The sequence below is a fragment of the Streptacidiphilus jeojiensis genome, assembly GCF_042510965.1.
In the GTDB taxonomy this organism is placed as follows: Bacteria; Actinomycetota; Actinomycetes; order Streptomycetales; family Streptomycetaceae; genus Streptacidiphilus; species Streptacidiphilus jeojiensis.
The window spans coordinates 505,499-527,018 of record NZ_JBEUKS010000007.1; the positions used below are offsets into that span (position 1 = coordinate 505,499).

Sequence of the window (21,520 nt, forward strand, 5' to 3'; positions counted from 1 at the left end):
GCCGCCCTCCGCGGTGACCGGCTGCCGGGTACGTCGGGTACGGACTGGTACTACGTCAGGTCGGGCCGGTGGAACCGGTGTTCAGGCCGTCCGCAGGTCCTCCTTGATGAACTGCGCGACCCGCTCCCCGATCATGAGCACGCTGGTGTGCGGGTTGGCGGAGACCAGGGACGGCATGACCGACGCATCGGCCACCCGCAGCCCCTCGACCCCGTGCACCTTCAGCCGCGGGTCCACCACGGCGTGGCTGTCGGCCCCCATCCGGCAGGAGCCGGCGAAGTGGTAGTAGGAGCCGGTGTTGGCCAGCACCCAGTCGCGCAGCTCGGCGCGGGTGGTGACCTGCGGGCCGGGGGCGACCTCGGTGATGCCCCAGTCGTCGGTGAACGCCTTGGTCCGGTAGATCTCCCGGGCGATCTCCACCATGGTGGTGGTCCGCTCCAGGTCGACCGGCTCGCCGTAGTAGTTGGCGCTGATCCGCGGGTGCAGCGTCGGGTCGGCCCCGGCCAGCCGCACCTCGCCGCGGGACAGCGGCCGGACCAGGCCCGGCAGGCTCAGCACCACGTGCGGGTCCACCAGCTCCTGGACCGGCGCCACCGGCTGACCGGTCTGCACCCGGCGGATCACGTTGGCGAAGAACTGGTCGCCGAACGGCGCCCGGTGCACCAGGCAGATCTCCAGGTCCGGGACGGCCAGCCGGGGCTCGGAGTTGCAGAACAGCGCCACCTCGGTGACCTGCCCCAACGGGTCGGGCCCGGGCTTGTCCATGTAGCCGATCGGGCCGATGACCAGCGGGTGGTCCTGGAAGTTGCGGCCCACCCCGGGCAGGCTGCCGCGGACCGCGATGCCCGCCTCGGCCAGCCACTCCGGGTCGCCCAGGCCGGAGAGCATCAGCAGCTTGGGCGACTGGATCGCCCCCGCGCTGACGACGACCTCGGCGGAGGCGTGCACGGTCTCGGTACGGCCGTCGCGCAGGTACTCCACCCCGGTGCAGCGGTCGCCGCTGAACAGCAGCCGTGCAGCCAGCGCCCCGGTGCGGGTGGTCAGGTTGGGCCGGGCCAGGGCCGGCTGCAGGTAGCCGGTGTACGCGCCGTTGCGGGCGCCGTCCCTGATGTCCACGTGGTGCCAACCGGCGCCCAGGTCACGCGCGTTGAAGTCGGCCACCTGCGGATAGCCCAGCTCCGCGCAGGCCTTGAGGAAGGACTGCGAGACCGGGCTGCCGGTGTCCTTGGCGTTGACCACCTGGATCGGTCCGGTGTGACCGGCCCGCGGGTTGGTGGCGTCCTGCTGGCTCTCCAGCCGCTGCAGGTACGGCAGCACCTCCTGGGCGGACCAGCCGGCCGCGCCCTGGTAGGCCCAGGAGTCGTAGTCGGCGTCCCGGCCCCGGGTGTGGATCATGTGGTAGATGTTCGAGGTGCCGCCCAGGCCGCGGCCTGCGGCCGAGTAGACCTGGGTGCCGCCGAGGCCGGGCTGGGGCTCGCTCATGTAGGCCCAGTCCAGGTCGGTGAGCAGCACCTCGTTCCAGCGGTGCGGGCTGGTCACCGCGTCGGTGATCTGCGCCGTACCGGCTTCCAGCAGCAGCACGGTGGCGTCGGACAGTTCGCTCAGTCTGGAGGCGATCACGGAGCCGGCGGCTCCTGCGCCGATGACGACGAAGTCGAAGGTCTCGGGCATGGTTCGGTTCCTCACTCGGCAGTGGTAGGACCGGAGTTCAGTGCGGTACGGCCGGGGCGACCAGATCGGCCGCCTTCTCGCCGATCATGATCGCGGTGGCGTTGGTGTTCCCCCGGGTGATGGTCGGCATGATCGATGCGTCCACGACCCGCAGTCCGTCCACCCCGCGCACCCGCAGTGCCGGGTCGACCACGCAGTCCTCGTGGACGCCCATCCGGCAGGTGCCGACCGGATGCCAGACGGTGGAGGCGTAGGCGCGGACGTACGCCTCCAGCTCACTGCGCCCGGCCTCCACCCCGGGGGCGAGTTCGCGCCCGCGGAACGGGGCGAAGGCCGGCCGGCCGGCCAGTTCGCGGGCCAGTTCCAGGCCGCGGACCAGGACCTCGAGATCGGCCGGGTGCTCCAGGTAGTGCGGGTCGACCACCGGGAGGTCCTCCGGTCGGGCCGAGGCCAGCGTCACCGAGCCGCGGCTGCGCGGCTGGACCACGATCGGGGCGAAGGTGAACCCGGGCCCGTCGGTCTTGAAGCGGTCGTCGACGAACTGCACCGGGCCGAAGAAGTACTGCAGGTCCGGGTCGTCCGCCCCGGAGTCCCGCCCGGTGGCGGTCACCAGGCCGGCCTCGGCGAGCAGTTGCGGGAAGGGGAGGTCCACCAGGCTCTCGAAGGCGATGCCGACCAGCAGGTGGTCCTGCAGGTTGCGGCCCACCCCGGGCAGGTCGACCAGGGTCTCGATGCCGTGCCCGCGCAGTTCCTCGGCCGGGCCGATCCCGGACAGCAGCAGCAGCCGGGGGGTGGCCAGCGCGCCCGCGGCCAGCACCACCTCGCTGCCGGCCAGCGCCTGACGGACCACGCCCTGGTGCAGGTAGCTCACCCCGACCGCCCTGCCGCCCTGCAGCAGCACCTGCTGGACCCGGGCGTCGGTGCGCACGGTCAGCCGCGGGTCGGCCAGCACCGGGGCGAGGTAGGCCACCGCGGTGCTGCAGCGCTGGTCGTCCTTGGTCCGGGTGGACTGGTAGTAGAAGGCGGTGTCCTCCTGCCGGCCGGCGTTGTAGTCGCCCTCGTCGGCGGCCAGCCCGGTCTCCAGCGCGGCCGCGACGAACGCCCGGGCCACCGGCGAGGGGTCCTCGTAGCCGACCACACTGAGCGGGCCGTCCGCGCCCCGGTACCCGTCGCCGCCGGCGCCCGCCTCCGCGAACGTCTCGGCCCGGGTGAAGTACGGCAGCACGTCGCGGTAGCCCCAGCCGGGGTTGCCCCTGGCCTGCCAGCCGTCGAAGTCCCTGCGGTTGCCGCGGACGTACATCATCGCGTTGACCGAGCTGCCGCCGCCCAGCAGCCGGCCCTGCGGCAGCGGTATCCGCCTTCCGTCCAGGCCGGGTTGAGGTGTCGTCAGATACGGCCAGGTGTAGTCCTCCTGGTCCCACATGGAGACCATCGAGGGGATGTCGGTGCGGTGCACCACCGCGCGGTCGTCGGGACCGCCGGCCTCCAGCAGCAGCACCCTGGCCCCGGTCCGCTCGATCAGGCGCCGGGCGAGGACGCAGCCGGCGCTTCCTGCGCCGACGATGACGTAGTCGTGCTCTTCCTGCCGGTCCATCGGTTTCCTCCCTGGTCGGACTGGAGCTGTTGCAGGGCGTGGAAGCCCCGGGCTGCGGACACGAGGGTGACGTGGTGGTGCCAGCCGGGGAACGAACGCCCTTCGAAGTCGCCCAGGCCGTAGTCCTGGTGCAGCCGGTCGCAGCCGTGGGCGGAGTGGTGCCGCAGCTCGGCCAGCGCGATGGTCTCGGAGAGCCGCTGCGCGGACAGGTCGGTCACCCAGTAGCGGCGCGGCCTGGCGTGCCCGAAGGGCCACTCCAGCACCAGGTGCCGGGGGCGGGCGGGCTGCCTGGGGTGGACCGCGGCGCAGCGGCCCAGCTGGGCCACCAGGAACTGCGACCGGGACGAGCGGGCGCCGTGGTGGTGCCGCCAGTTCAGCACCGCCCGGTCCAGGTGCCGGCCCAGGCCGTCGGCGACCGAGGCCACCGGACTGGCCCCGGCCGGCGGCGCGGCCCGCAGCGCCGCCGGACGCACCGGGAGCATGGTCTGCGGGCCCACCTCGACCAGGTAGTGCAGGTCCCGGTCCTCCAGGCCGGCCAGCAGCTGACGCGCGTCGGGCTCGAACCGCCAGTCGGCCAGCACCGGCGCGACGGGCACGTCCCAGCCGCCGAGCATCTCGTCCAGGGAGTCCAGCGCGTAGCGCCAGCGCGGCCGGCTCTGCTCGTGCGCGGGGACGTGGGCGGCGTCGCGCAGTTCCTCGTCGCCGTCCCAGGACCGGGGCATCAGCAGCCGCCAGTTCACCGGGAGGCTGCCCTCGGCGTGAACCAGCGAGGTGGCCAGGGCGAGCTGGCAGTTCATCACCCGGCCCTGGGTGGGCGCGAACTGACGGGCCACCCCCACCGAACGGTTGCCGTTCTTGGGGAACACCACCTCGTCCAGGGCCCAGGCCCGGGGCGGGGCGACCGCGCACATCTGCTCGGTGAGCCGCTGCCGCAGGGTGCGGGCCGACCAGGTGCTCTGGTTGACGAACTGTTGGATGGGTTGCGGGGTACGGCGCCCCAGGACCTGCTCGGAGATGGCGCCCGGGGTCTTCCGGCCGGGGGTGCTGAGCAGCCCGCGCAGATAGACCTCGCCCCATCGTCGCTGGTCCGAGCGCGCGAAGATGGTGAACAGCTCGTCGCAGTACGCGGAGATCTCGTCCTGGCGTTCTGCGGCGCGCGACTCGCGGAGGTACGTGATCGTCGACACATTGCCCCTTAGGAGAGGTCGGGCGGACCCGGTGCGGTCCCCGGGTGCCCCGGCGCGGTGGCCGGGGCACCCGGGGACCGGCGGTGATCGGACGGATCAGGCCGGGTTGTCGCAGTGGTGGTCGTTGTCCAGCACGAAGGCGTCGGTCGCCATCAGCGCGTTGGTCACCTCGGGCAGCGAGCAGCCGGCTATCACGAAGTCCGTCTCCAGGCCGATCTTGGCGCGCTGGAACAGCAGCTCGTTGATGGCCGGGCGGCAGATCTTGCTGACCTTGCAGAGGTGGAACTCCACCCGGCGCGGCTTGGCCTCCAGCGCCTCCGCCAGCCCGCGGCGGAACTTCTCCAGCTCCTCGCGGTCGATCACGCCCTCGCAGTAGACGTGTGCCGTGTCGCCGTCGCTCTCGCTGGACATCCGCAGCCGGATCGAGGCCGGCTCGACCTCCACCCGCACCTTCAGCGGGACGTCGCTGTCGGGCAGTTGGACCGTCAGCTCCTTGGCGTCGAAGTGGTGGTAGGGCTCGTCCCCGATCCACACCCGGGCGATCTCGATGCTGCCGGCGGGCAGCAGGTCGGGGCTGACCCGCAGGGTGCGGTCGGCGTCCGGACGCGGCCGGAAGTGCAGCGTCATCGGAGCGGCCGTGATCAGCAGCCCGGTGTAGGTGGCGGCCAGGTAGCACAGCTCCAGCGCGTGGTAGCCGGCCATCGAGTGGCTGCCCTTCAGCCGCTCGGTGCCCACCAGGTAGGGGGTGCCGTTGGCCAGCACGTTGAAGTACACGCCGCCGTCGTCGTAGTCGAGGAAGAAGGCGTTGTAGAACGCCGCCGCCTCACGGGCCAGCCGGCGGTGCTCCGGGTCACCGGTGGTGCCCGCCAGGATCAGGTAGGCCAGGATCGACTGCTCCTGCTGCCACCAGGCCTTGCGGTCGTGCCAGACCAGCCGGTGCGCACCGCTGTCCGGGTCGGCGCGCCGCTCGACCACGTCGTACCAGCCGCCGCGCTGCTGGTCGCTGCCGACCGGGGGCATGAGCTCGGCGATCCGCTCGGCCAGCTCCGAGTACTGCGCCCGGTCGACCAGCGAGCCGATCCGGGTGAGGTTCCAGGCGATCTTCAGGTTGTGGCCGACCACGGCCCGGTCCTTCTGCCAGCCCCAGGTCCGGTCCGGGCTCCAGTCCTCGTGGAAGCGCTCCTGCACGAACGGGCTGTTGGGCTCGTCCGGGAAGCGCTCGGCGATGGTGTCCGCGGTCTCCGCCAGCAGCGCCGCGAAGTCCTCGCGGCCGGTGGCCAGATAGGCGTTGATCAGGTACGCCGGCGCGTGGTCGCCCACCGAGTTCCAGTTCTTCCGGGCCCGGTTGCGGCCCAGCGAGTCGGACCTGGGGTCCATGGTGATGGGGTCCAGGTGCGAGAAGAACCCGCCGCGCTCCCGGTCCCGGAAGTGCCGGTCGAACAGGGTGACGGTGCGGTCGATGTCGGAGAGGATGCGCGGGTCGCCGGTGATCCGGAAGGTCTGGGTCGGCCCGGCCAGCGCGTAGATCTGCTCGTACATCGGCACCGCGTCGTAGTCGTCGCCGAACTCGGAGGCGAAGACCTTGCGCTGGCCCGAGGGGGAGATGTCGATGCCGTGGTACCAGTACACGAAGCCGCCGTCGTCGTCGGCGACCCGCATGTGCTCGCGCAGGTAGCCGGTGCCGCTCTCGGCGGCCTCCAGGAACCGCTCCTCGCCGGTCAGCATGAAGGCCGTGGCCAGACCGTAGACCAGCCGGGAGATGGTGTCCGTCTCCTGGCGGATGTCCTGGCCGTTGTCCGGGACGTGGGTGCCGTGCAGGGTGAGCTTGGTGCGGAAGTTGCGCCAGTCGTAGACCCCGTCGGGGAAGTGGCCGCGCAGGTAGAAGTCGGCTATCTGGCAGGCCTGGTGCACCCACCAGTCCGGGTGCTCGAAGACATAGGCGCCGCGCGCCCGCTCGGGGAAGGTGATCATCCGCGCCTCGATGCGCTCGCCGCCCTCCCACTGGTAGAAGAGGCCGTACACGAAGACGAACCGGCCTTCGGCGAGCATGTCGCGGGTGGCCGCGGTGGTGTCCTGGTACGGCTCGCCGAGGTTGCGCACGATCTGGGAGTTGACGTTCTCGTCCAGGTTGATGGTGACGGTGCGTCCGTTGGAGGTGCGCAGGCCGAACCGGTCCAGCGTGGGCTCGTACGTGGTCACGTAGCCGGCGATGCTGTCCGAGAAGGTGCGGGTGTCCGTGGGAGTGCTCATCAGGCGGTGCCTCCGTCGTCAGGCAGCGACGTCAGGACGACGACGCTGCGGCCTTGGGCGTGGTAGATCCCGCTGTGGGAGATCCGCTGCTCTTCGCCGGCGGGCAGGACGTCCTCGGGCGACTCCAGTGCGGTGTCGACCTTGCGCGCCCAGTGGCGGCCGGGGATCTGGGGGATCTCGAAGTCCAGACCCAGGTGGTACATGTTGAGGATCACGTGCAGGTCCGGGTCGCCGTCGAAGCCCGCGAGGGTGAGCGAGAGCACCCGGGCGTGGGTGTCCTCCCAACCGGGCTGCTCCAGCTTGGTGCCGTGCCAGACCACGTCCGGCAGGCCCCGGTGGTTACGGCGGCCGGAGAAGAAGGCCGGCTCGCGCACGGCGCTGTACTGGCGGCGCAGCGCGATCATCTCGCTGCAGAAGCGCCGTAGGCCGGTCTCCTTCGCGGCCTGGTCCCAGTCCAGCCAGGAGATCTCGTTGTCCTGGCAGTAGCCGTTGTTGTTGCCGCCCTGGCTGTTGCGGAACTCGTCGCCGGCCAGGATCATCGGCGTGCCCCGGCTGAGCAGCAGGATGGCCAGCAGGTTCTTGCTCTGCCGCAGCCGCAGCCCCTCGATCTCCGGGGAGCCGCTGGGGCCCTCCTGGCCGCAGTTCCAGCTGTAGTTCTCGTAGGAGCCGTCGGCGTCCGACTCGCCGTTGCCGTAGTTGTGCTTGCGGTCGTAGCTGACCAGGTCGTTGAGGGTGAAGCCGTCGTGGCAGGTGATGAAGTTGATGCTGTTGGTCGGCAGCTCCTCCTGCGGTGCGAACAGGTCGGCCGAGCCGCCGATCCGGCTGGCGACCGCGCCGACCAGGCCCTCGTCGCCGCGCACGAAGCGCCGGACGTCGTCACGGAACGGTCCGTTCCACTGGGTCCAGCGCTTCCCGGGGAAGTGGCCCACCTGGTAGAGGCCGCCGCCGTCCCAGGGCTCGGCGATGATCTTCGACTCGGACAGCACCGAGGACAGCTCGATCGCCCACAGCACCGGCGGGGACTCCATCTCGTAGCCCTCGGCGCCCCGGGAGAGCTCGGAGGCCAGGTCGAAGCGGAAGCCGTCGACGTGGTGCTCCTTCACCCAGTACTCCAGGCACTCCACGATGAACTTCGAGGTCACCGGGTGGTTGGCGTTGATCGCGTTGCCGCAGCCGGTGAAGTCCATGTAGTGCCGCCGGTCCTGGGACCAGAGGTGGTAGTACGCCTCGTTGGCCTGACCGCGGAAGCTGATCATCGGGCCGTTCTCGTTGCCCTCCGAGGTGTGGTTGAAGACCACGTCGAGGATGACCTCGATGCCGGCCCGGTGCAGCGCCTTGACCATGTCCCGGAACTCGGTGATGTGGGTGGCCAGGTGCGGGCTGGTGCAGTACCCGGTGTGCGGGGCGAAGAAGCCGAAGGGGTCGTAGCCCCAGTAGTTGTGCAGCGGCTGCCCGTCCGGGCCGGTGCGCAGCACCTGGCGCTCGTCGAAGTCGAAGACCGGGAGCAGCTCGACCGCGGTGATGCCCAGCGACTGCAGGTAGGGGATCTTCTCCACCAGCCCGGAGAAGGTGCCGGGGTGGGTGACGCCCGAGGTGGGCGAGGCGGTCAGGCCGCGCACGTGCGCCTCGTAGATCACCGTCTCGGCCAGCGGCGACCGCAGCGGCCGGTCGCCCTCCCAGTCGTAGGACTCCAGGTCGACCACCATGCTGCGCATGGAGTGGGCGACGTTGTCCTCGGGGCCGACCGCCCGGATCCGCTCCCAGCGGGAGTTGATGTTGGCCCTGGCGTAGGGGTCCAGCAGCACCTTGCGGTGGTTGAAGCGGGTCCCCAGCTCCCGGGTGTGACCGGGGCCGTCCATCCGGTAGGCGTAGACCTGGCCCACCCGCAGCCCGGCCACGTGGCAGTGCCAGAAGTGGTAGCTGCGGTGGTCCTTGGAGTGCAGCGTGATCACCCGGCTGGGCTCGGGGTCCTCGCAGTGGTCGAAGAGCAGCAGGTCCACCCGGGTGGCGTGCTCGGAGAAGACCGAGAAGTTGACCCCGCGGGCGTCCGGGGTCGCTCCCAGCGGCTGCGGGCGGCCCGCGGTGACACCGTACGGCTGTGGCGCCTCGGCCTCGGGCGGCTGCAGCACATCGACTTGACCTGATGTTCGACTGATTGTCATTTTCAAAGTCATTTCTCTGGGCGCGACTCGGCACAGCCGCACGGGGGAAGGACGGGGGCTGGGGTCAGGCCACGGGCACCTGGTCCCATTCGAGCGCCGCGAACAGCCCCTCCCAGTGGGAGGGCGCCACCCCGGTCTCGTTGAACATCTCGAAGGTCACTCCGCTGGCGGACGGGCAGTACAGCGCCTGGACGCAGGCCTCGGCCACGTCCTGCCGCGACACCTGGCCGTTCCCGCGGTCACCCTGCGCCAGCCGCACCCGCAGGCCGGCGGCGCCGTCGGTGAGCCAGCCCGGACGGATCACGGTGTAGGGCAGTCCCGACTCGCGCAACGCCTCCTCCCCCGCCAGCCGCCACTCCAGCACCCGCCCGTAGGCGTTCAGCGGGTGGCCCCAGTGGGTCGCGTGGTGCTGACTGATCAGCACCACGTGCGGGCGCTGTCCGGCCGCGCGGGCCGCGTCCAGCACATTGCACAGGCCCTGGTAGACGGTGCTCTGCGGGGAGTCGGGACCGGTGTCGGCGGTACCGGGGTCCACGCAGTAGACCACCGCCGAGCAGCGGGCCAGCGGTTCGGCCAGCCCGGCCGGGTCGCGCACGTCGCCCAGGGTGAAGGCGACACCGGGCGGGAGGTGGCGTCTGGCGTGCTGGAGCGCGTGGTCCACGACCCGGACGGCCGCGCCCCGCTCCAACAGCCTCTGTGCGACGAGCCGGCCGACCCGGCCCGCTCCGCCGACCACAACGACGGGGTTGTCCATGAACGCCTCCTGGGTTGCCGCGGTGCGGGATCCGTTCAGACCCACCGCAGGATGTCGTCGGAGCTGGTGATGTGCGTCCCGGCAGGGAGGTTGGAGATGGCCGGGACCCTCAGCCGGGGGTAGATGCGCACCCCCGACAGCTGCGTGCCGGGCCACAGGTGCGCCCCGTCGCCGACCGCGGAGAAGTCCTGCAGCCGTACCGGCCTGCGCCGCTCGGACTGGATCTCCACCATGGGCCCGAGGTAGGAGTCGGTGATCTCCGCGTACGGACCTATCACCGACGACTCGCCGCAGGCGGCCCGGCTGAGCCGGCTGCCCTCGCGCACCTCCGCCCCGTCCCCGATGTCGGTGTACTCCATCCGCACACCGGGGCCGATCTCCACATGGCGGCCGATCCTGACACCGGGTCCGATGACCACGCTGCCACTGCTGATCTTCTCCGCCAGCGTGGTGCCGACGATCTCGTCCCTGGTCTCCAGACTGGTCCGGTCGATCCAGTAGCGCGGTTCCTCGTTGTGCGGACGGGTCATCAGCCGGTCCATCTGCGGGTATCCGCCGCCGAGCACGTCCCTCAGGGTGCCCAGGTAGTCCTCGACGTTGCCCAGGTCGCCCAGCCGGGCGATGTGGTGGGCGGCCACCGGAAGGCCGTGGTCGACCAGCCAGGGCAGCAACTCCCGGCCCCAGTCCAGCCGCTGGTGGGCATGGCGCATCAGCTCCGGGTCACGGGCCGCGGCCCGCAGCCGGCGGCAGTCCACCAGGTACATCCCGGCGTTGGTCGGCACCATGCCGTGGTCCTCGGCCCCGGCGCTCTGCGGGAAGAGCTCGCGCAACCGCTCCAGTCCCGGCTTCTCCACGAATCCGCCGACCAGCCCGGAGGGCTCGGCCTGGATGACGCCGTACTTCCCGGCGACCTCCAGCGGCGAACGCGCCACCGCGGCGACCGTGACCAGCGCCCCGTTCTCCCGGTGGGTGCACTCCAGTTCGGACAGCGAGAACTCGAAGATGGAGTCCACCGGGAGCACCAGCGCCTGGTCGTCCAGGTCCCACTGCTCCAGGTTGTGCAGGGTCGCCGCCCCGGATCCGACGTTGTAGCGGTCGAAGCGGGCGCGGGAGTACTGGATCTCGACCCCGTAGCGCTCGCCGTGGCCGAGCAGCAGTTTGATCTGGCTGCGGTTCTCCAGCCCCTGGGCGACCACGTAGAAGCGGCGGATGCCCTGCTCCCGACAGGAGTCGATCACCCACTCCACCAGGCGGCGCCCGGCGAAGGGGATGAGGGCCTTGCTGCGGATGTAGTCGGCGGACTCCAACGTGATCGGCTTCGCCCGCTCTCCACGCCCGCCGGCGAGGATGATCCCGACGGTCTGGCCTCCAGCCCCAGCCATCCCAGCTCCTCTACTCATTGGCACAGCTGATAGCAGTACAACAGAGCTTGTCATAAAGAGTCAAGTAGTGTGTAAAGTACGTGGTTTCAGTGAGTCACAACAGGTCGACCGGGCTCAACGGGGCGGAACGGGATCGTGCCGGCGGCAGTCGACGATCCACTCGCGGCCGTCCCGGTCGATCCGGATGTCCAGGTCGACCTCGTGCCCCAGCACCTCACGCGCCCGCCGGGCCAGGGCCTCCAGCCGCCCCGGGCAGGCCGGCGGGGCCGGCGTGGTCGAGGGCCTGGCCCACAGCGTGACCCGGTCCGAGCCGGACGACGTGCCGTCGGTCATGGCCAGCACCGACCACTCGTGCTTGGGCGGGCACAGGAAGAGCAGGGCCCAGGCGCGCAGCGCCGAGCCGGGATTGTGCAGATGGTCCGCGGTCACCTCGTCCACCAGGTCCTGGAGCATCGCCTCCCAGGTCGACCCGCCGCACGCGGTGGGGCCCAACGGGCAGTGCGGCGTCACCGGATCGGCGTCGGAGATCTGCACCACCGCGGGGTGGGGGCTCTGCGCCGTCCAGGACCAGGCGGTGTGCAGCGCGTCCCGGCCCTCGTTGCAGTCGCCCGCGCTGAACCGCGCCACCGCGTCCGTGGTGACCACCACGCCCGGCGGCACCGGCAGCCCGAACCGCCGCAGCACGGCCAGCCTGGCCGCGGGATACCCGGTCAGTGCCGGATCGCGGGCGGCGGCGCTGTCCAGCCGCAGCACCAGCGGCCTCCCGGTCCGGTCTGCGAGCAGGACGCCGGTCCCCATCGCCTCGTCGCTCAGTCCGGTCATGGCTTCCCTTCCGCCAGGTCAAAGGGTGTTCCAGCCGGTCAGCACGGGCCGGTCGTGCTCGGTACCCAGGGAGCTGACGCCGGCGGTGGCGAGTTGGAACAGGGCGCCGGCGGAGGGCGGCAGCCCCAGCCGACGGGCCGTCAGGACCCGCAGCACATGGGCGTGGGCCACCAGCACCACGTCGCCCGGATCCCGGGAGCAGTTGCCGCGCAGGATCCGGTCGGCGAAGTCCAGCACCCGCTGGACCCGGCAGGCCACCTGCTCGGCGCTCTCGCCGCGTCCGTCGTCCGCGACCGGGACGCCGTCGTTCCACAGGTTCCAGGCCGGCCGGGTGCGGTGGATCTCGTCCGTGGTGATGCCCTCGTAGGCGCCGTAGTCCCACTCGCGGAGATCGGGCTCCACCTGCGCCGGCGGCAGGCCGGCCAGCTCCGCCGTGCGCAGGGCCCGCTGGAGCGGGCTGGCCAGCACCAGCGCGACCCGACGGCGGGCCAGCATCGGCGCCAGGGCACGGGCCTGCCGCTCCCCGTGCTCGGTGAGCGGTATGTCGGTGCGGCCGGTGTGCCGCCCGGAGCGGCTCCACTCGGTCTCCCCGTGCCGGATCAGCACCAACTCCCCGGTGCTCATGGGCGTCGGGCCAGATCTGCAGCACCCACCAGCCCCGCGTCCGGCCCCAGTTCGGCCAGCAGCACCTTGGCGTAGGGACGGTCCCCGGCACCCGACAGGGCCTGCCGGTAGGCCGCCTCGGTGGGTCCGAGCAGCAGGTCCCCCGCGGCGCTGACCCCACCGCCGAGCACGAAGACCCCGGGGTCGAGCACCGCCGCCAGATCGGCCAGCGCCTGCCCGAGCCAGCGGCCGGTACTGCTGAACGCCTCCAGTGCGACCGGGTCGCCGCGCAGGGCCGCCTCCTCTATGTGCGGACCCTGGACGCCCGCCGCGGTGCCGTCGCCCAGCGACAGCAGGATCTGCGCGCGCTGCGGGGCCTCGGCGGCGGCCTCCCGGGCCCGCCGGGTGTGGGCGCTGCCGCTGGCGTACTGCTCCATGCAACCGCTGCGTCCGCAGTGGCAGGCCAGCCCCTCGGGGACGGCCCGGTAGTGTCCGATCTCGCCGCCGATGCCGAACCGGCCGCGCCACAGCCGGTCATGGGCGACGATCCCGCCGCCGAGCCCGGTCCCGACGGTGACCATCACCATGACGGTGTGGTCCGCCGCGGCCCCGTGGACGTACTCGCCCCAGGCGGCGGCGTTGGCGTCGTTCTCGACGACCACCGGCAGGCCGCTGTGCCGCTGCACCAGGTCCTTCAGCGGCTCGTCGTGCCAGTCCAGATTGGGCGACGAACGCACCACCGAGCGGGTCTCGTCCACGTACCCGGCGGCGCCCACACCGATCGCCGAGACCCCGTCCCAGCCCTCCCCGGCCCGGTCGACGGCGTCGGTGATCGCCCGGGCGATACCGGCCTCGTCCCGTGGCGTGGGGATCCGCACCCGGGACAGGATGGTGCCGCCCCCGTCGACCACGCCGGCCGCGATCTTGGTCCCGCCGATGTCGACCCCGATCGTCAGGTCGCTCATCAGGCGCCGTCCTTGGTCTCGACCGCGTGGCCGCCGAACTGGTTGCGCAGTGCGGCGATCATCTTCATCTGCGGGGAGTCGTCCTGGCGCGAGGCGAAGCGGGCGAACAGGCTGGCCGTGATGGCCGGCAGCGGGACGGCGTTGTCGATGGCGGCCTCGACGGTCCAGCGGCCCTCGCCGGAGTCGGCGGCGTAGCCCTTGAGCTTGTCCAGGTGCTCGTCGGCGTCCAGGGCGTTGACGGCCAGGTCCAGCAGCCAGGACCGGATGACCGTACCCTCCTGCCAGGACCGGAAGACCTCGCGGACATCGGTGACGCTGTCCACGGCCTCCAGCAGCTCCCAGCCCTCGGCGTAGGCCTGCATCATGGCGTACTCGATGCCGTTGTGGACCATCTTGGCGAAGTGCCCCGCGCCGATCCTCCCGGCGTGCACGGCGCCGAAGCTCCCCTCCGGCTTGAGCGCGTCGAAGATCGGCTGCACCCGGGCGATGGACTCATCTGCTCCGCCGTACATCAGCGCATAGCCGTAACGGAGGCCCCAGACGCCGCCGGAGACGCCGCAGTCGACGAAGCCGATGCCCTTGGCGGCCAGTTCGGCGCCGTGCCTCTCGTCGTCGGTCCAGCGGGAGTTGCCGCCGTCCACGACGATGTCGCCGGGCTCCAGCAGCTCGCCCAGTTCGTCCACGGTGTCCTGGGTCGGGCCGCCGGCCGGGACCATCACCCACACGACACGCGGCGCGGGCAGCGCCGCGACCAGGTCCTTGAGGCTGGAGACGTCGGCAAGGTCGGGGTTGCGGTCGTAACCGACCACGGTGTGGCCCGCGCGGCGGATGCGCTCGCGCATATTGCCGCCCATCTTGCCGAGACCGATGAGTCCGAGCTCCATGGTGTATGGCTCCTGACGAATAGTGAGATGAGGGGACTTCAGAGATTTCCGGTCACAGCCGCGGTCACCGGCACCTCGCCACCGCGCTCAAAGGCGCGGATCATGGCGATGCGGTGGATGTGGCGGCTGTCCTCGCTGAACGGGGTGTCCACGAAGAGGGTGGCCAGCGCGGCCGAGTAGTCGAGCGAGTGCATCCGGGCCCCGAGGCTGAGGACATTGGCGTCGTTGTGCTGCCGGGCCAGCCGGGCCGTGTCCTCGTTCCAGGCCAGGGCGGCCCTGATCCCCGCGACCTTGTTCGCGGCGATGGCCTCGCCGTTCCCGGAGCCGCCGATGACGATGCCGAGGCTGCCCGGACCGGCCGCGACCGCTACCGCGGTCTGCAGGATGTAGGGCGGGTAGTCGTCGTCCGGCTGGTAGTGGAACGGGCCGTGGTCGAAGGTGCTGTGCCCGAGGGCGCGCAGATGACCGACCAGATGGTCCTTCAGCTCAAGGCCGGCGTGGTCGGATCCGATGTGGATGAGCATGAGGGGTGCCTTCCGTCGTTGTGGCGATGCCTTGGTGAGTGGGTGTCAGCGTCCGCGCAGGGTGCGGTAGCGGGTGGCCAGGGCGGCGGTGGAGGAGTCCAGCGCGTCCAGGCCCGCACCCTCGACCAGGACCGGCTCGATCCTCTTGGCCAGCACCTTGCCCAGCTCCACACCCCACTGGTCGAAGGAGTCGATGTTCCACACCGCGCCCTGCACGAACACCTTGTGCTCGTACAACGCGATCAACTGCCCCAGCACCGACGGGGTCAGCTCCTTGGCCAGGATCGTGGTGGTGGGGTGGTTGCCCTTGAACGTCCTGTGCGCCACCAGATCCTCGGCCACCCCCTCGGCCCGCACCTCGTCCGCGGTCTTCCCGAACGCCAGTGCCTGGCCCTGGGCGAACAGGTTGGCCATCAGCAGGTCGTGCTGCGCCACCAGCCCCGGAGCCAGGTCCGCCACCGGCTCGGCGAACCCGAGCAGGTCGGCCGGGATCACCTTGGTGCCCTGGTGGATCAACTGGTAGTACGCGTGCTGCCCGTTGGTGCCCGGCGTGCCCCACACCACCGGACCGGTCTGCCACCGCACCGACTGCCCGTCGCGGTCCACCGACTTGCCATTGGACTCCATGTCCAACTGCTGCAGATAGGCGGTGAACTTGGACAGGTAGTGCGAGTACGGCAGCACCGCATGCGACTGCGCATCGAAGAACGCCCCGTACCACACCCCCAACAGACCCAGCAGCAGCGGCACGTTCTCCTCCGGCGCCGCGGTGCGGAAGTGCTCGTCGACCAGATGGAACCCGGCCAGCATCTCCCGGAACGCGTCGGGCCCGATCGCGATCATCAGCGACAGGCCGATCGCCGAGTCGTAGGAGTACCGGCCCCCCACCCAGTCCCAGAACTCGAACATGTTCGCCACATCGATACCGAAGTCCGAGACCCCGGCGGCGTTGGTGGACAGCGCCACGAAGTGCTTGGCGACCGCGTCCTTGCCCGCACCCAGCCCCTCCAGCAGCCAGCTGCGCGCCGAGGTGGCGTTGGTGATCGTCTCGATGGTGGTGAACGTCTTGGACGCGACGATGAACAGCGTCTCGGCCGGATCCAGGTCCCGGACCGCCTCGTGCAGGTCCGCGCCGTCCACGTTGGACACGAACCGCACCGTCAGGTCCCGGTCGGTGAACGAGCGCAGCGCCTCGTAGGCCATCGCCGGACCCAGGTCCGAGCCGCCGATACCGATGTTGACGACGTTGCGGATCCGCCGGCCGGTGTGCCCGGTCCACTGCCCCGAACGGATCCGGTCAGCGAAGCCCGCCATCTTGTCCAGCACCGCGTGCACGCCCGGCACCACGTTCACCCCGTCGACCTCGACCACCGCGTCCCGCGGGGCCCGCAGCGCGGTGTGCAGCACCGCCCGGTCCTCGGTGATGTTGATCTTCTCGCCGCGGAACATCGCGTCCCGCAACTCGAACACCCCGCGCGCCGCCGCCAACTGCCGCAACAGCCCCAGCGTCTCATCGGTCACCAGATGCTTGGAGTAGTCCAGGTACAGATCCCCCACCCGCAGGCTGTAGCGCTCACCACGACCGGCGTCCGCGGCGAACAGCTCCCGCAGGTGCACCTCACCCAACTCGGCCCGGTGCTTTCCCAACTCCGCCCACTCCGGAGACCGATCCAGCGGTGCGATGTCAGACATGGCTGCTCCTCTCCTGGTCCCGGCCGACGACCAGCGCGTCGGCGTAGGAGTCGTCGCGGTCCAACCGCCGCAGTTCCTCGGCCAGCAGTTCGCTGTCCTCCCGCTCCCCCAGCCGGACCTGACGGTCCGGCAGTCCGGTGATGGCCAGGGTGGCGGTCCCGTTCTGCGGACTGCCCAGACGGATCGCCCCGTCGGCGGTCACCAGTTCCACCGAGGAGATGCAGGCGCCCTCGGCCGCGATCCGCTCCACCCGGACCTCCAGCCGGCCGGCGAGCCAGCGCGTCAGCAGTTCGGCGCTGGGGTCGTCCGCCGGCGCGCCGACCGCCGCCGAGACGACGGCGGAGTGGCCGACCTGGTCCAGGGCCGCCGCCAGGACGGAGCGCCAGGGGGTGATCCGGGTCCAGGCGAGGTCGGTGTCGCCGGGGGTGTAGGAGGCGGCGCGGACGCCGAGTTCCGCGAGCGGGTTCTCCGCCGAACGACCGTCGGTGATGCGTCGTTGGGCGAGTGCGCCGAGGGGGTCCTTGGCGGCGTTCTCGGGGGCGTTCTCGGGCCACCAGACGACCACGGGGGCGTCGGGCAGCAGCAGTGGCAGGACCACCGACTGGGCCTGGGAGGCGAGTTCGCCGTGCAGGCGGAGCAGGACGGTCTCGCCGGTGCCGGCGTCCGAGCCGACCCGGATCTCGGCGTCCAGCCGGGTTCCGGCCGACCTGGGACCGCGGTCGGTCCGCCTGATCACCACCAGGATCCGCGACGAGTGCTGGCGGGTCGCCCAGGCCGCGGTCTGCACCGCGTCGTAGGCACCCTCCTCGTCAGCGACCACGATCAGGGTGAGCACGCTTCCGGCCGGCAGGCCGCCGATGGCTCTGCGGGCTTCGACGAGTCCGGAGTTGATTTTGCTGGAGGTGGTGTCCGTGAGGTCGATTTTCATGGCCGGCGCCAGCTCCTACCGTCTCGTGCGAGCATCTCGTCCGCCTCGGCCGGGCCCCAGGTACCCGACTCGTACCCGGCGGGGCGGCCGTGCTTGTCCCAGTAGGCCTCGATCGGGTCCAGGATCCGCCAGGACTCCTCGACCTCCTGGTGGCGCGGGAACAGGTTGGCGTCGCCCAGCAGCACGTCCAGGATCAGCCGTTCGTAGGCCTCGGGGCTGGACTCGGTGAACGACTCGCCGTAGGCGAAGTCCATGCTCACGTCGCGGACCTCCATCGAGGTCCCGGGGACCTTGGAGCCGAAGCGCATGGTCACCCCCTCGTCCGGCTGGACCCGGATGACCAGGGCGTTCTGCCCCAGCTCCTCGGTCGCGGAGGAGTCGAAGGGCAGGTAGGGGGCGCGTTGGAAGACCACCGCGATCTCGGTCACCCGCCGCCCCAGCCGCTTGCCGGTGCGCAGGTAGAACGGGACCCCGGCCCAGCGCCGGTTGTTGATCTCCAGTTTCACCGCGGCGTAGGTGTCGGTGGTGGACTGGGGGTCGATGCCCTCCTCCTCCAGGTACCCCAGGACTTCCTCGCCGCCCTGCCAGCCGTGGGTGTACTGGCCGCGCACGGTGTGCCGGCCCAGGTCCTTGGGGATCCGCACCGCTGAGAGGACCTTGAGCTTCTCGGCGACCAGGGCCTTGGGGTGGAAGGAGGCCGGTTCCTCGATCGCGGTCAGCGCCAGGAGTTGCAGCAGGTGGTTCTGGATGACGTCGCGGGCCGAGCCGATGCCGTCGTAGTAGCCGGCGCGGCCGCCGATGCCGATGTCCTCGGCCATGGTGATCTGCACGTGGTCCACATAGGAGCGGTTCCAGATCGGTTCGAACATCGAGTTGGCGAACCGCAGCGCCAGGATGTTCTGGACGGTCTCCTTGCCCAGGTAGTGGTCGATGCGGAAGACCTCGTCGCGCGGGAAGACCGAGTGCACGACCTGGTTGAGTTCCTGAGCGCTCTTCAGGTCGTGCCCGAAGGGCTTCTCGATCACCGCCCGGCGCCAGGAACCCTTGGGCGGGTCGGCCAGGCCGTGTGCCTTGAGCTGCTGGACCACCTGCGGGAAGAACTTCGGCGGCACCGACAGGTAGAACGCGAAGTTCCCGCCCGTGCCCTGGGCCTTGTCGAGCTCCTCGATGGTGGCGCGCAGCTTCTCGAAGGCGTCGTTGTCCACGAACTCGCCCTGCACGAAGCGCATGCCCTTGGCCAGCTGCTGCCAGACCTCCTCGCGGAAGGGGGTGCGTGCGTGCTCCTTGACGGAGTCGTGCACCACCTGGGCGAAGTCCTCGTCCTCCCAGTCGCGGCGGGCGAAGCCGATCAGGGAGAAGCCCGGCGGCAGCAGTCCGCGGTTGGCCAGGTCGTAGACGGCCGGCATCAGCTTCTTGCGGGACAGGTCACCGGTGACCCCGAAGATCACCAGACCCGACGGACCCGCGATCCGCGGCAACCGACGATCCGCCGGATCACGCAACGGATTGACGAAGACCTCTTCGACGTCGTCGCTCATCGACCGTCACCGTCCCTCGCTGCCAACCGCTCCATTGATTCCGCGACGCTGTCCAGCAGTTCCTTCCAGGACGTCTCGAACTTCTGCACGCCCTCGTCCTCCAGCACCCGGACCACGTCGTCGTAGGAGATGCCCAGGCCGGCCAGCTCGTCCATGACCGCCTGCGCAGCCCGATAGCCGCCGGTGACCGTGTCGCCGTGGACGGCACCGTGGTGGGCCACGGCGTCGAGGGTGGCCTCGGGCATGGTGTTGACGGTGCCCGGTGCGACCAGCTCGACCACGTACAGGGTGTCGTCCAGGGACGGGTCCTTGACGCCGGTGGAGGCCCACAGCGGACGCTGCGGCTTGGCACCGGCCTCGGCCAGAGCCTTCCAGCGGTCCGAGCTGAAGACCTCTTCGTAGGCCTGGTAGGCCAGTTGGGCGTTGGCCACGGCGGCCTTGCTCTTGGCGGCCTTGGCCTCGGGGGTGGCCAGCTTGTCAAGGCGCTTGTCGATCTCGGTGTCCACGCGGGAGACGAAGAAGGAGGCGACGGACTCGATCTGGGACAGGTCGTGGCCGTTGGCCTTGGCGGTCTCCAGGCCGGTCAGGAAGGCGTCCATGACGCCGCGGTAGCGCTCCAGCGAGAAGATCAGCGTGACGTTGACACTGATTCCCTCGCCGATGACCTCGGCGATGGCCGGCAGGCCGGCCTTGGTGGCCGGGATCTTGATCAGGGTGTTGGGGCGATCCACCAGCCAGGCCAGCTGCTTGGCCTCGGCGATGGTCGCCGGGGTGTTGTGCGCCAGCCGGGGGTCGACCTCGATGGAGACCCGGCCGTCACGGCCGTTGCTGGCGTCGTAGACCGGACGCAGCACGTCGGCCGCCTGACGGACGTCGGCCGCGGTCATCATCCGCACCGCCTCCTCGACCGTCACGCCCCTCAGCACGAGGTCGCGCAGCTGGGCGTCGTAGGCGTCGGAGCTGCCGCCGATGGCCTTCTGGAAGATGGTCGGGTTGGTGGTGACCCCGACCACGTGCTTGTCGCGGACCAGCTCGGCCAGGTTGCCGGAGGTCAGGCGGGTGCGGCTGAGGTCGTCCAGCCAGATCGCCACACCCTGCTCGCTCAGCAGTCTCAACTCGTCGATGCTCATGCGGTCTCCTGGGGCTGACGGGCCAGGCTGTAGGTAGCGGCCCGGACGACGGCGTCGGCGGTTATGCCGAACTTGCGGTAGAGCGTGGGTGCGTCGGCGGAGGCCCCGAAATGGTCGAGGCTGATGATGTATCCGAGGTCGCCGACGTAGCGGTACCAGGTCAGCGCGATGCCGGCCTCGACGGCGACGCGGGCGCGGACGGCCGGGGGCAGCACCGTGTCGCGGTAGGCCAGGTCCTGCTCCTGGAACCACTCCACGCACGGCATGGAGACCACCCGGGTGGGGATGCCCTCGGCCTGCAGCCGCTCGCGGGCGGCGACGGCGATCTGGACCTCGGAGCCGGTGCCGATCAGGATCACCTGCGCGGCGCCGCCCTCGGCCTCGAACAGCACATAGCCGCCCTTGGCCGCGTCCGGGTTGGCCGGGTAGGTCGGGACGCCCTGGCGGGTCAGCGCCAGGCCGTGCGGAGCCGGGTCGGCGTCGTGACGGCGGAACACCTCGGCCCATGTGATCGCGGTCTCGTTGGCGTCCGCCGGGCGGACCATGTTCAGGCCCGGGATGGCGCGCAGCGCGGCCATGTGCTCGACCGGCTGGTGGGTGGGGCCGTCCTCGCCCAGGCCGATGGAGTCGTGCGTCCACACGTAGGTGACCGGCAGCTTCATCAGCGCGGCCAGGCGTACCGCGCCGCGCATGTAGTCCGAGAAGGTCAGGAACGTGCCGCCGTAGATACGGGTGTTGCCGTGCAGGGCGATGCCGTTCATCGCCGAGCCCATGGCGTGCTCGCGGATCCCGAAGTGGATCGTGCGCCCGTACGGACTGGCCGACGGCAACGGGTTGCCCTCGGGCAGGAACGAGGAGTTGGCGTCGATGGTGGTCAGGTTGGAGCCGGCCAGGTCCGCCGACCCGCCCCACAGCTCCGGCACGACCTTGCCCACAGCCTTGAGGAACTCACCCGACGCCTTACGGGTGGCCACCTCCTTGCCCACCGGGAACACAGGGATCGCCAGCTCCCAGTCCTCGGGAAGCCGCCCCGACGTGATGCGGTCGAACTCCGCCGCGCGCTGCGGGTTGGCGATGCGCCAGTCCGCGAACCGCTTGGACCAAGCCGCATGCGTCTGCCGCCCGCGGTCGCCGACCTGCCGTGCGTGTTCCAGCACCTCAGCGGCGACGTCGAAGGACTTCGCCGGGTCGAAGCCGAGCACACGCTTGGTCGCAGCGACTTCCTCCGCACCGAGTGCCGCACCATGTGCCTCCCCGGTGCCTTGGGCATGTGGCGCGGGCCAGGCGATGACGGTGCGCATGGCGATGATCGAGGGGCGCTCGGTCTCGGCCTGGGCGATGACCATGGCGTCGTGCAGGGCCTTGGGGTCGATGTCGCCGCTTTCGGCCGGGGCCACCCGCTGGATGTGCCAGCCGTACGCCTCGTAGCGCCCC

General features: G+C 70.9%; 17 protein-coding genes. All 17 read right to left on the reverse strand.

Annotation, left to right across the window (positions count from 1 at the left end):
• Window positions 1-81: 81 nt before the first annotated feature.
• A complete protein-coding gene (locus ABUW04_RS22175) occupies window positions 82-1,671 on the reverse strand; it encodes a GMC family oxidoreductase (RefSeq protein WP_030262238.1) in 1,590 nt (529 codons plus the stop codon).
• Window positions 1,672-1,708: 37 nt separating this feature from the next.
• Window positions 1,709-3,265 carry a GMC family oxidoreductase gene (locus ABUW04_RS22180; protein WP_380566360.1) on the reverse strand — a complete coding sequence of 519 codons (1,557 nt, stop codon included), beginning with the start codon at window positions 3,263-3,265 and terminating at the stop codon, window positions 1,709-1,711.
• Window positions 3,190-4,452: an IS701 family transposase gene (locus tag ABUW04_RS22185; RefSeq protein ID WP_063757663.1), complete on the reverse strand. Its 1,263-nt coding sequence runs from the start codon at window positions 4,450-4,452 to the stop codon at window positions 3,190-3,192. The genes ABUW04_RS22180 and ABUW04_RS22185 overlap by 76 nt, the downstream gene beginning before the upstream one ends.
• A gap of 96 nt (window positions 4,453-4,548) precedes the next feature.
• Window positions 4,549-6,702, reverse strand: coding sequence for an AGE family epimerase/isomerase (locus tag ABUW04_RS22190; RefSeq protein WP_030262247.1), 2,154 nt, complete (start codon window positions 6,700-6,702; stop codon window positions 4,549-4,551).
• Window positions 6,702-8,831: a glycogen debranching protein GlgX gene (glgX, locus tag ABUW04_RS22195; RefSeq protein WP_232242687.1), complete on the reverse strand. Its 2,130-nt coding sequence runs from the start codon at window positions 8,829-8,831 to the stop codon at window positions 6,702-6,704. Before glgX ends, ABUW04_RS22190 begins: the two co-directional genes overlap by 1 nt.
• Window positions 8,832-8,928: 97 nt before the next feature.
• Entirely contained in the window at window positions 8,929-9,618 is a 690-nt protein-coding gene (locus ABUW04_RS22200; protein WP_030262252.1) for an NAD(P)H-binding protein, read from the reverse strand.
• Window positions 9,619-9,653: 35 nt separating this feature from the next.
• Window positions 9,654-11,000 carry a sugar phosphate nucleotidyltransferase gene (locus ABUW04_RS22205; RefSeq protein WP_030262255.1) on the reverse strand — a complete coding sequence of 449 codons (1,347 nt, stop codon included), beginning with the start codon at window positions 10,998-11,000 and terminating at the stop codon, window positions 9,654-9,656.
• 114 nt (window positions 11,001-11,114) lie between these two features.
• A complete protein-coding gene (locus tag ABUW04_RS22210; protein ID WP_030262258.1) occupies window positions 11,115-11,822 on the reverse strand; it encodes a hypothetical protein in 708 nt (235 codons plus the stop codon).
• Window positions 11,823-11,840: 18 nt separating this feature from the next.
• A complete protein-coding gene (locus ABUW04_RS22215) occupies window positions 11,841-12,446 on the reverse strand; it encodes a histidine phosphatase family protein (protein WP_030262261.1) in 606 nt (201 codons plus the stop codon).
• Complete coding sequence (locus tag ABUW04_RS22220; RefSeq protein WP_030262263.1) at window positions 12,443-13,390, reverse strand: ROK family glucokinase; 948 nt, start codon at window positions 13,388-13,390, stop codon at window positions 12,443-12,445. The genes ABUW04_RS22215 and ABUW04_RS22220 overlap by 4 nt, the downstream gene beginning before the upstream one ends.
• Complete coding sequence (gene gnd, locus ABUW04_RS22225) at window positions 13,390-14,316, reverse strand: phosphogluconate dehydrogenase (NAD(+)-dependent, decarboxylating) (RefSeq protein ID WP_380522180.1); 927 nt, start codon at window positions 14,314-14,316, stop codon at window positions 13,390-13,392. Before gnd ends, ABUW04_RS22220 begins: the two co-directional genes overlap by 1 nt.
• Window positions 14,313-14,798, reverse strand: a complete 486-nt coding sequence (locus ABUW04_RS22230) for a ribose-5-phosphate isomerase (protein ID WP_380522150.1) — start codon at window positions 14,796-14,798, stop codon at window positions 14,313-14,315. Before ABUW04_RS22230 ends, gnd begins: the two co-directional genes overlap by 4 nt.
• A 45-nt stretch (window positions 14,799-14,843) precedes the next feature.
• A complete protein-coding gene (gene pgi, locus ABUW04_RS22235) occupies window positions 14,844-16,490 on the reverse strand; it encodes a glucose-6-phosphate isomerase (RefSeq protein WP_380566361.1) in 1,647 nt (548 codons plus the stop codon).
• The gene (gene opcA, locus ABUW04_RS22240) at window positions 16,483-17,418 is read right to left on the reverse strand and encodes a glucose-6-phosphate dehydrogenase assembly protein OpcA (RefSeq protein ID WP_380566362.1); all 936 of its coding nucleotides are present in this window, start codon (window positions 17,416-17,418) and stop codon (window positions 16,483-16,485) included. Before opcA ends, pgi begins: the two co-directional genes overlap by 8 nt.
• Entirely contained in the window at window positions 17,415-18,956 is a 1,542-nt protein-coding gene (zwf, locus tag ABUW04_RS22245) for a glucose-6-phosphate dehydrogenase (protein WP_380522159.1), read from the reverse strand. The genes opcA and zwf overlap by 4 nt, the downstream gene beginning before the upstream one ends.
• Complete coding sequence (tal, locus tag ABUW04_RS22250) at window positions 18,953-20,086, reverse strand: transaldolase (protein WP_380566363.1); 1,134 nt, start codon at window positions 20,084-20,086, stop codon at window positions 18,953-18,955. The genes zwf and tal overlap by 4 nt, the downstream gene beginning before the upstream one ends.
• Window positions 20,083-21,520: transketolase family protein (locus ABUW04_RS22255; RefSeq protein ID WP_380566364.1), on the reverse strand; the 1,438-nt coding region annotated here is incomplete at its 5' end. The genes ABUW04_RS22255 and tal, both read right to left, overlap by 4 nt.

Excerpts from the sequence above, each read along its gene's own strand:
- ABUW04_RS22175 (WP_030262238.1), bottom strand. The coding sequence starts at position 1,671 with ATGCCCGAGACCTTCGACTTCGTCGTCATCGGCGCAGGAGCCGCCGGC.
- ABUW04_RS22180 (WP_380566360.1), bottom strand. The coding sequence starts at position 3,265 with ATGGACCGGCAGGAAGAGCACGACTACGTCATCGTCGGCGCAGGAAGC.
- tal (WP_380566363.1), bottom strand. The coding sequence starts at position 20,086 with ATGAGCATCGACGAGTTGAGACTGCTGAGCGAGCAGGGTGTGGCGATC.
- ABUW04_RS22200 (WP_030262252.1), bottom strand. The coding sequence starts at position 9,618 with ATGGACAACCCCGTCGTTGTGGTCGGCGGAGCGGGCCGGGTCGGCCGG.
- ABUW04_RS22230 (WP_380522150.1), bottom strand. The coding sequence starts at position 14,798 with ATGCTCATCCACATCGGATCCGACCACGCCGGCCTTGAGCTGAAGGAC.
- ABUW04_RS22190 (WP_030262247.1), bottom strand. The coding sequence starts at position 6,702 with ATGAGCACTCCCACGGACACCCGCACCTTCTCGGACAGCATCGCCGGC.
- ABUW04_RS22205 (WP_030262255.1), bottom strand. The coding sequence starts at position 11,000 with ATGGCTGGGGCTGGAGGCCAGACCGTCGGGATCATCCTCGCCGGCGGG.
- ABUW04_RS22220 (WP_030262263.1), bottom strand. The coding sequence starts at position 13,390 with ATGAGCGACCTGACGATCGGGGTCGACATCGGCGGGACCAAGATCGCG.
- opcA (WP_380566362.1), bottom strand. The coding sequence starts at position 17,418 with ATGAAAATCGACCTCACGGACACCACCTCCAGCAAAATCAACTCCGGA.
- ABUW04_RS22210 (WP_030262258.1), bottom strand. The coding sequence starts at position 11,822 with ATGACCGGACTGAGCGACGAGGCGATGGGGACCGGCGTCCTGCTCGCA.
- pgi (WP_380566361.1), bottom strand. The coding sequence starts at position 16,490 with ATGTCTGACATCGCACCGCTGGATCGGTCTCCGGAGTGGGCGGAGTTG.
- ABUW04_RS22215 (WP_030262261.1), bottom strand. The coding sequence starts at position 12,446 with ATGAGCACCGGGGAGTTGGTGCTGATCCGGCACGGGGAGACCGAGTGG.
- zwf (WP_380522159.1), bottom strand. The coding sequence starts at position 18,956 with ATGAGCGACGACGTCGAAGAGGTCTTCGTCAATCCGTTGCGTGATCCG.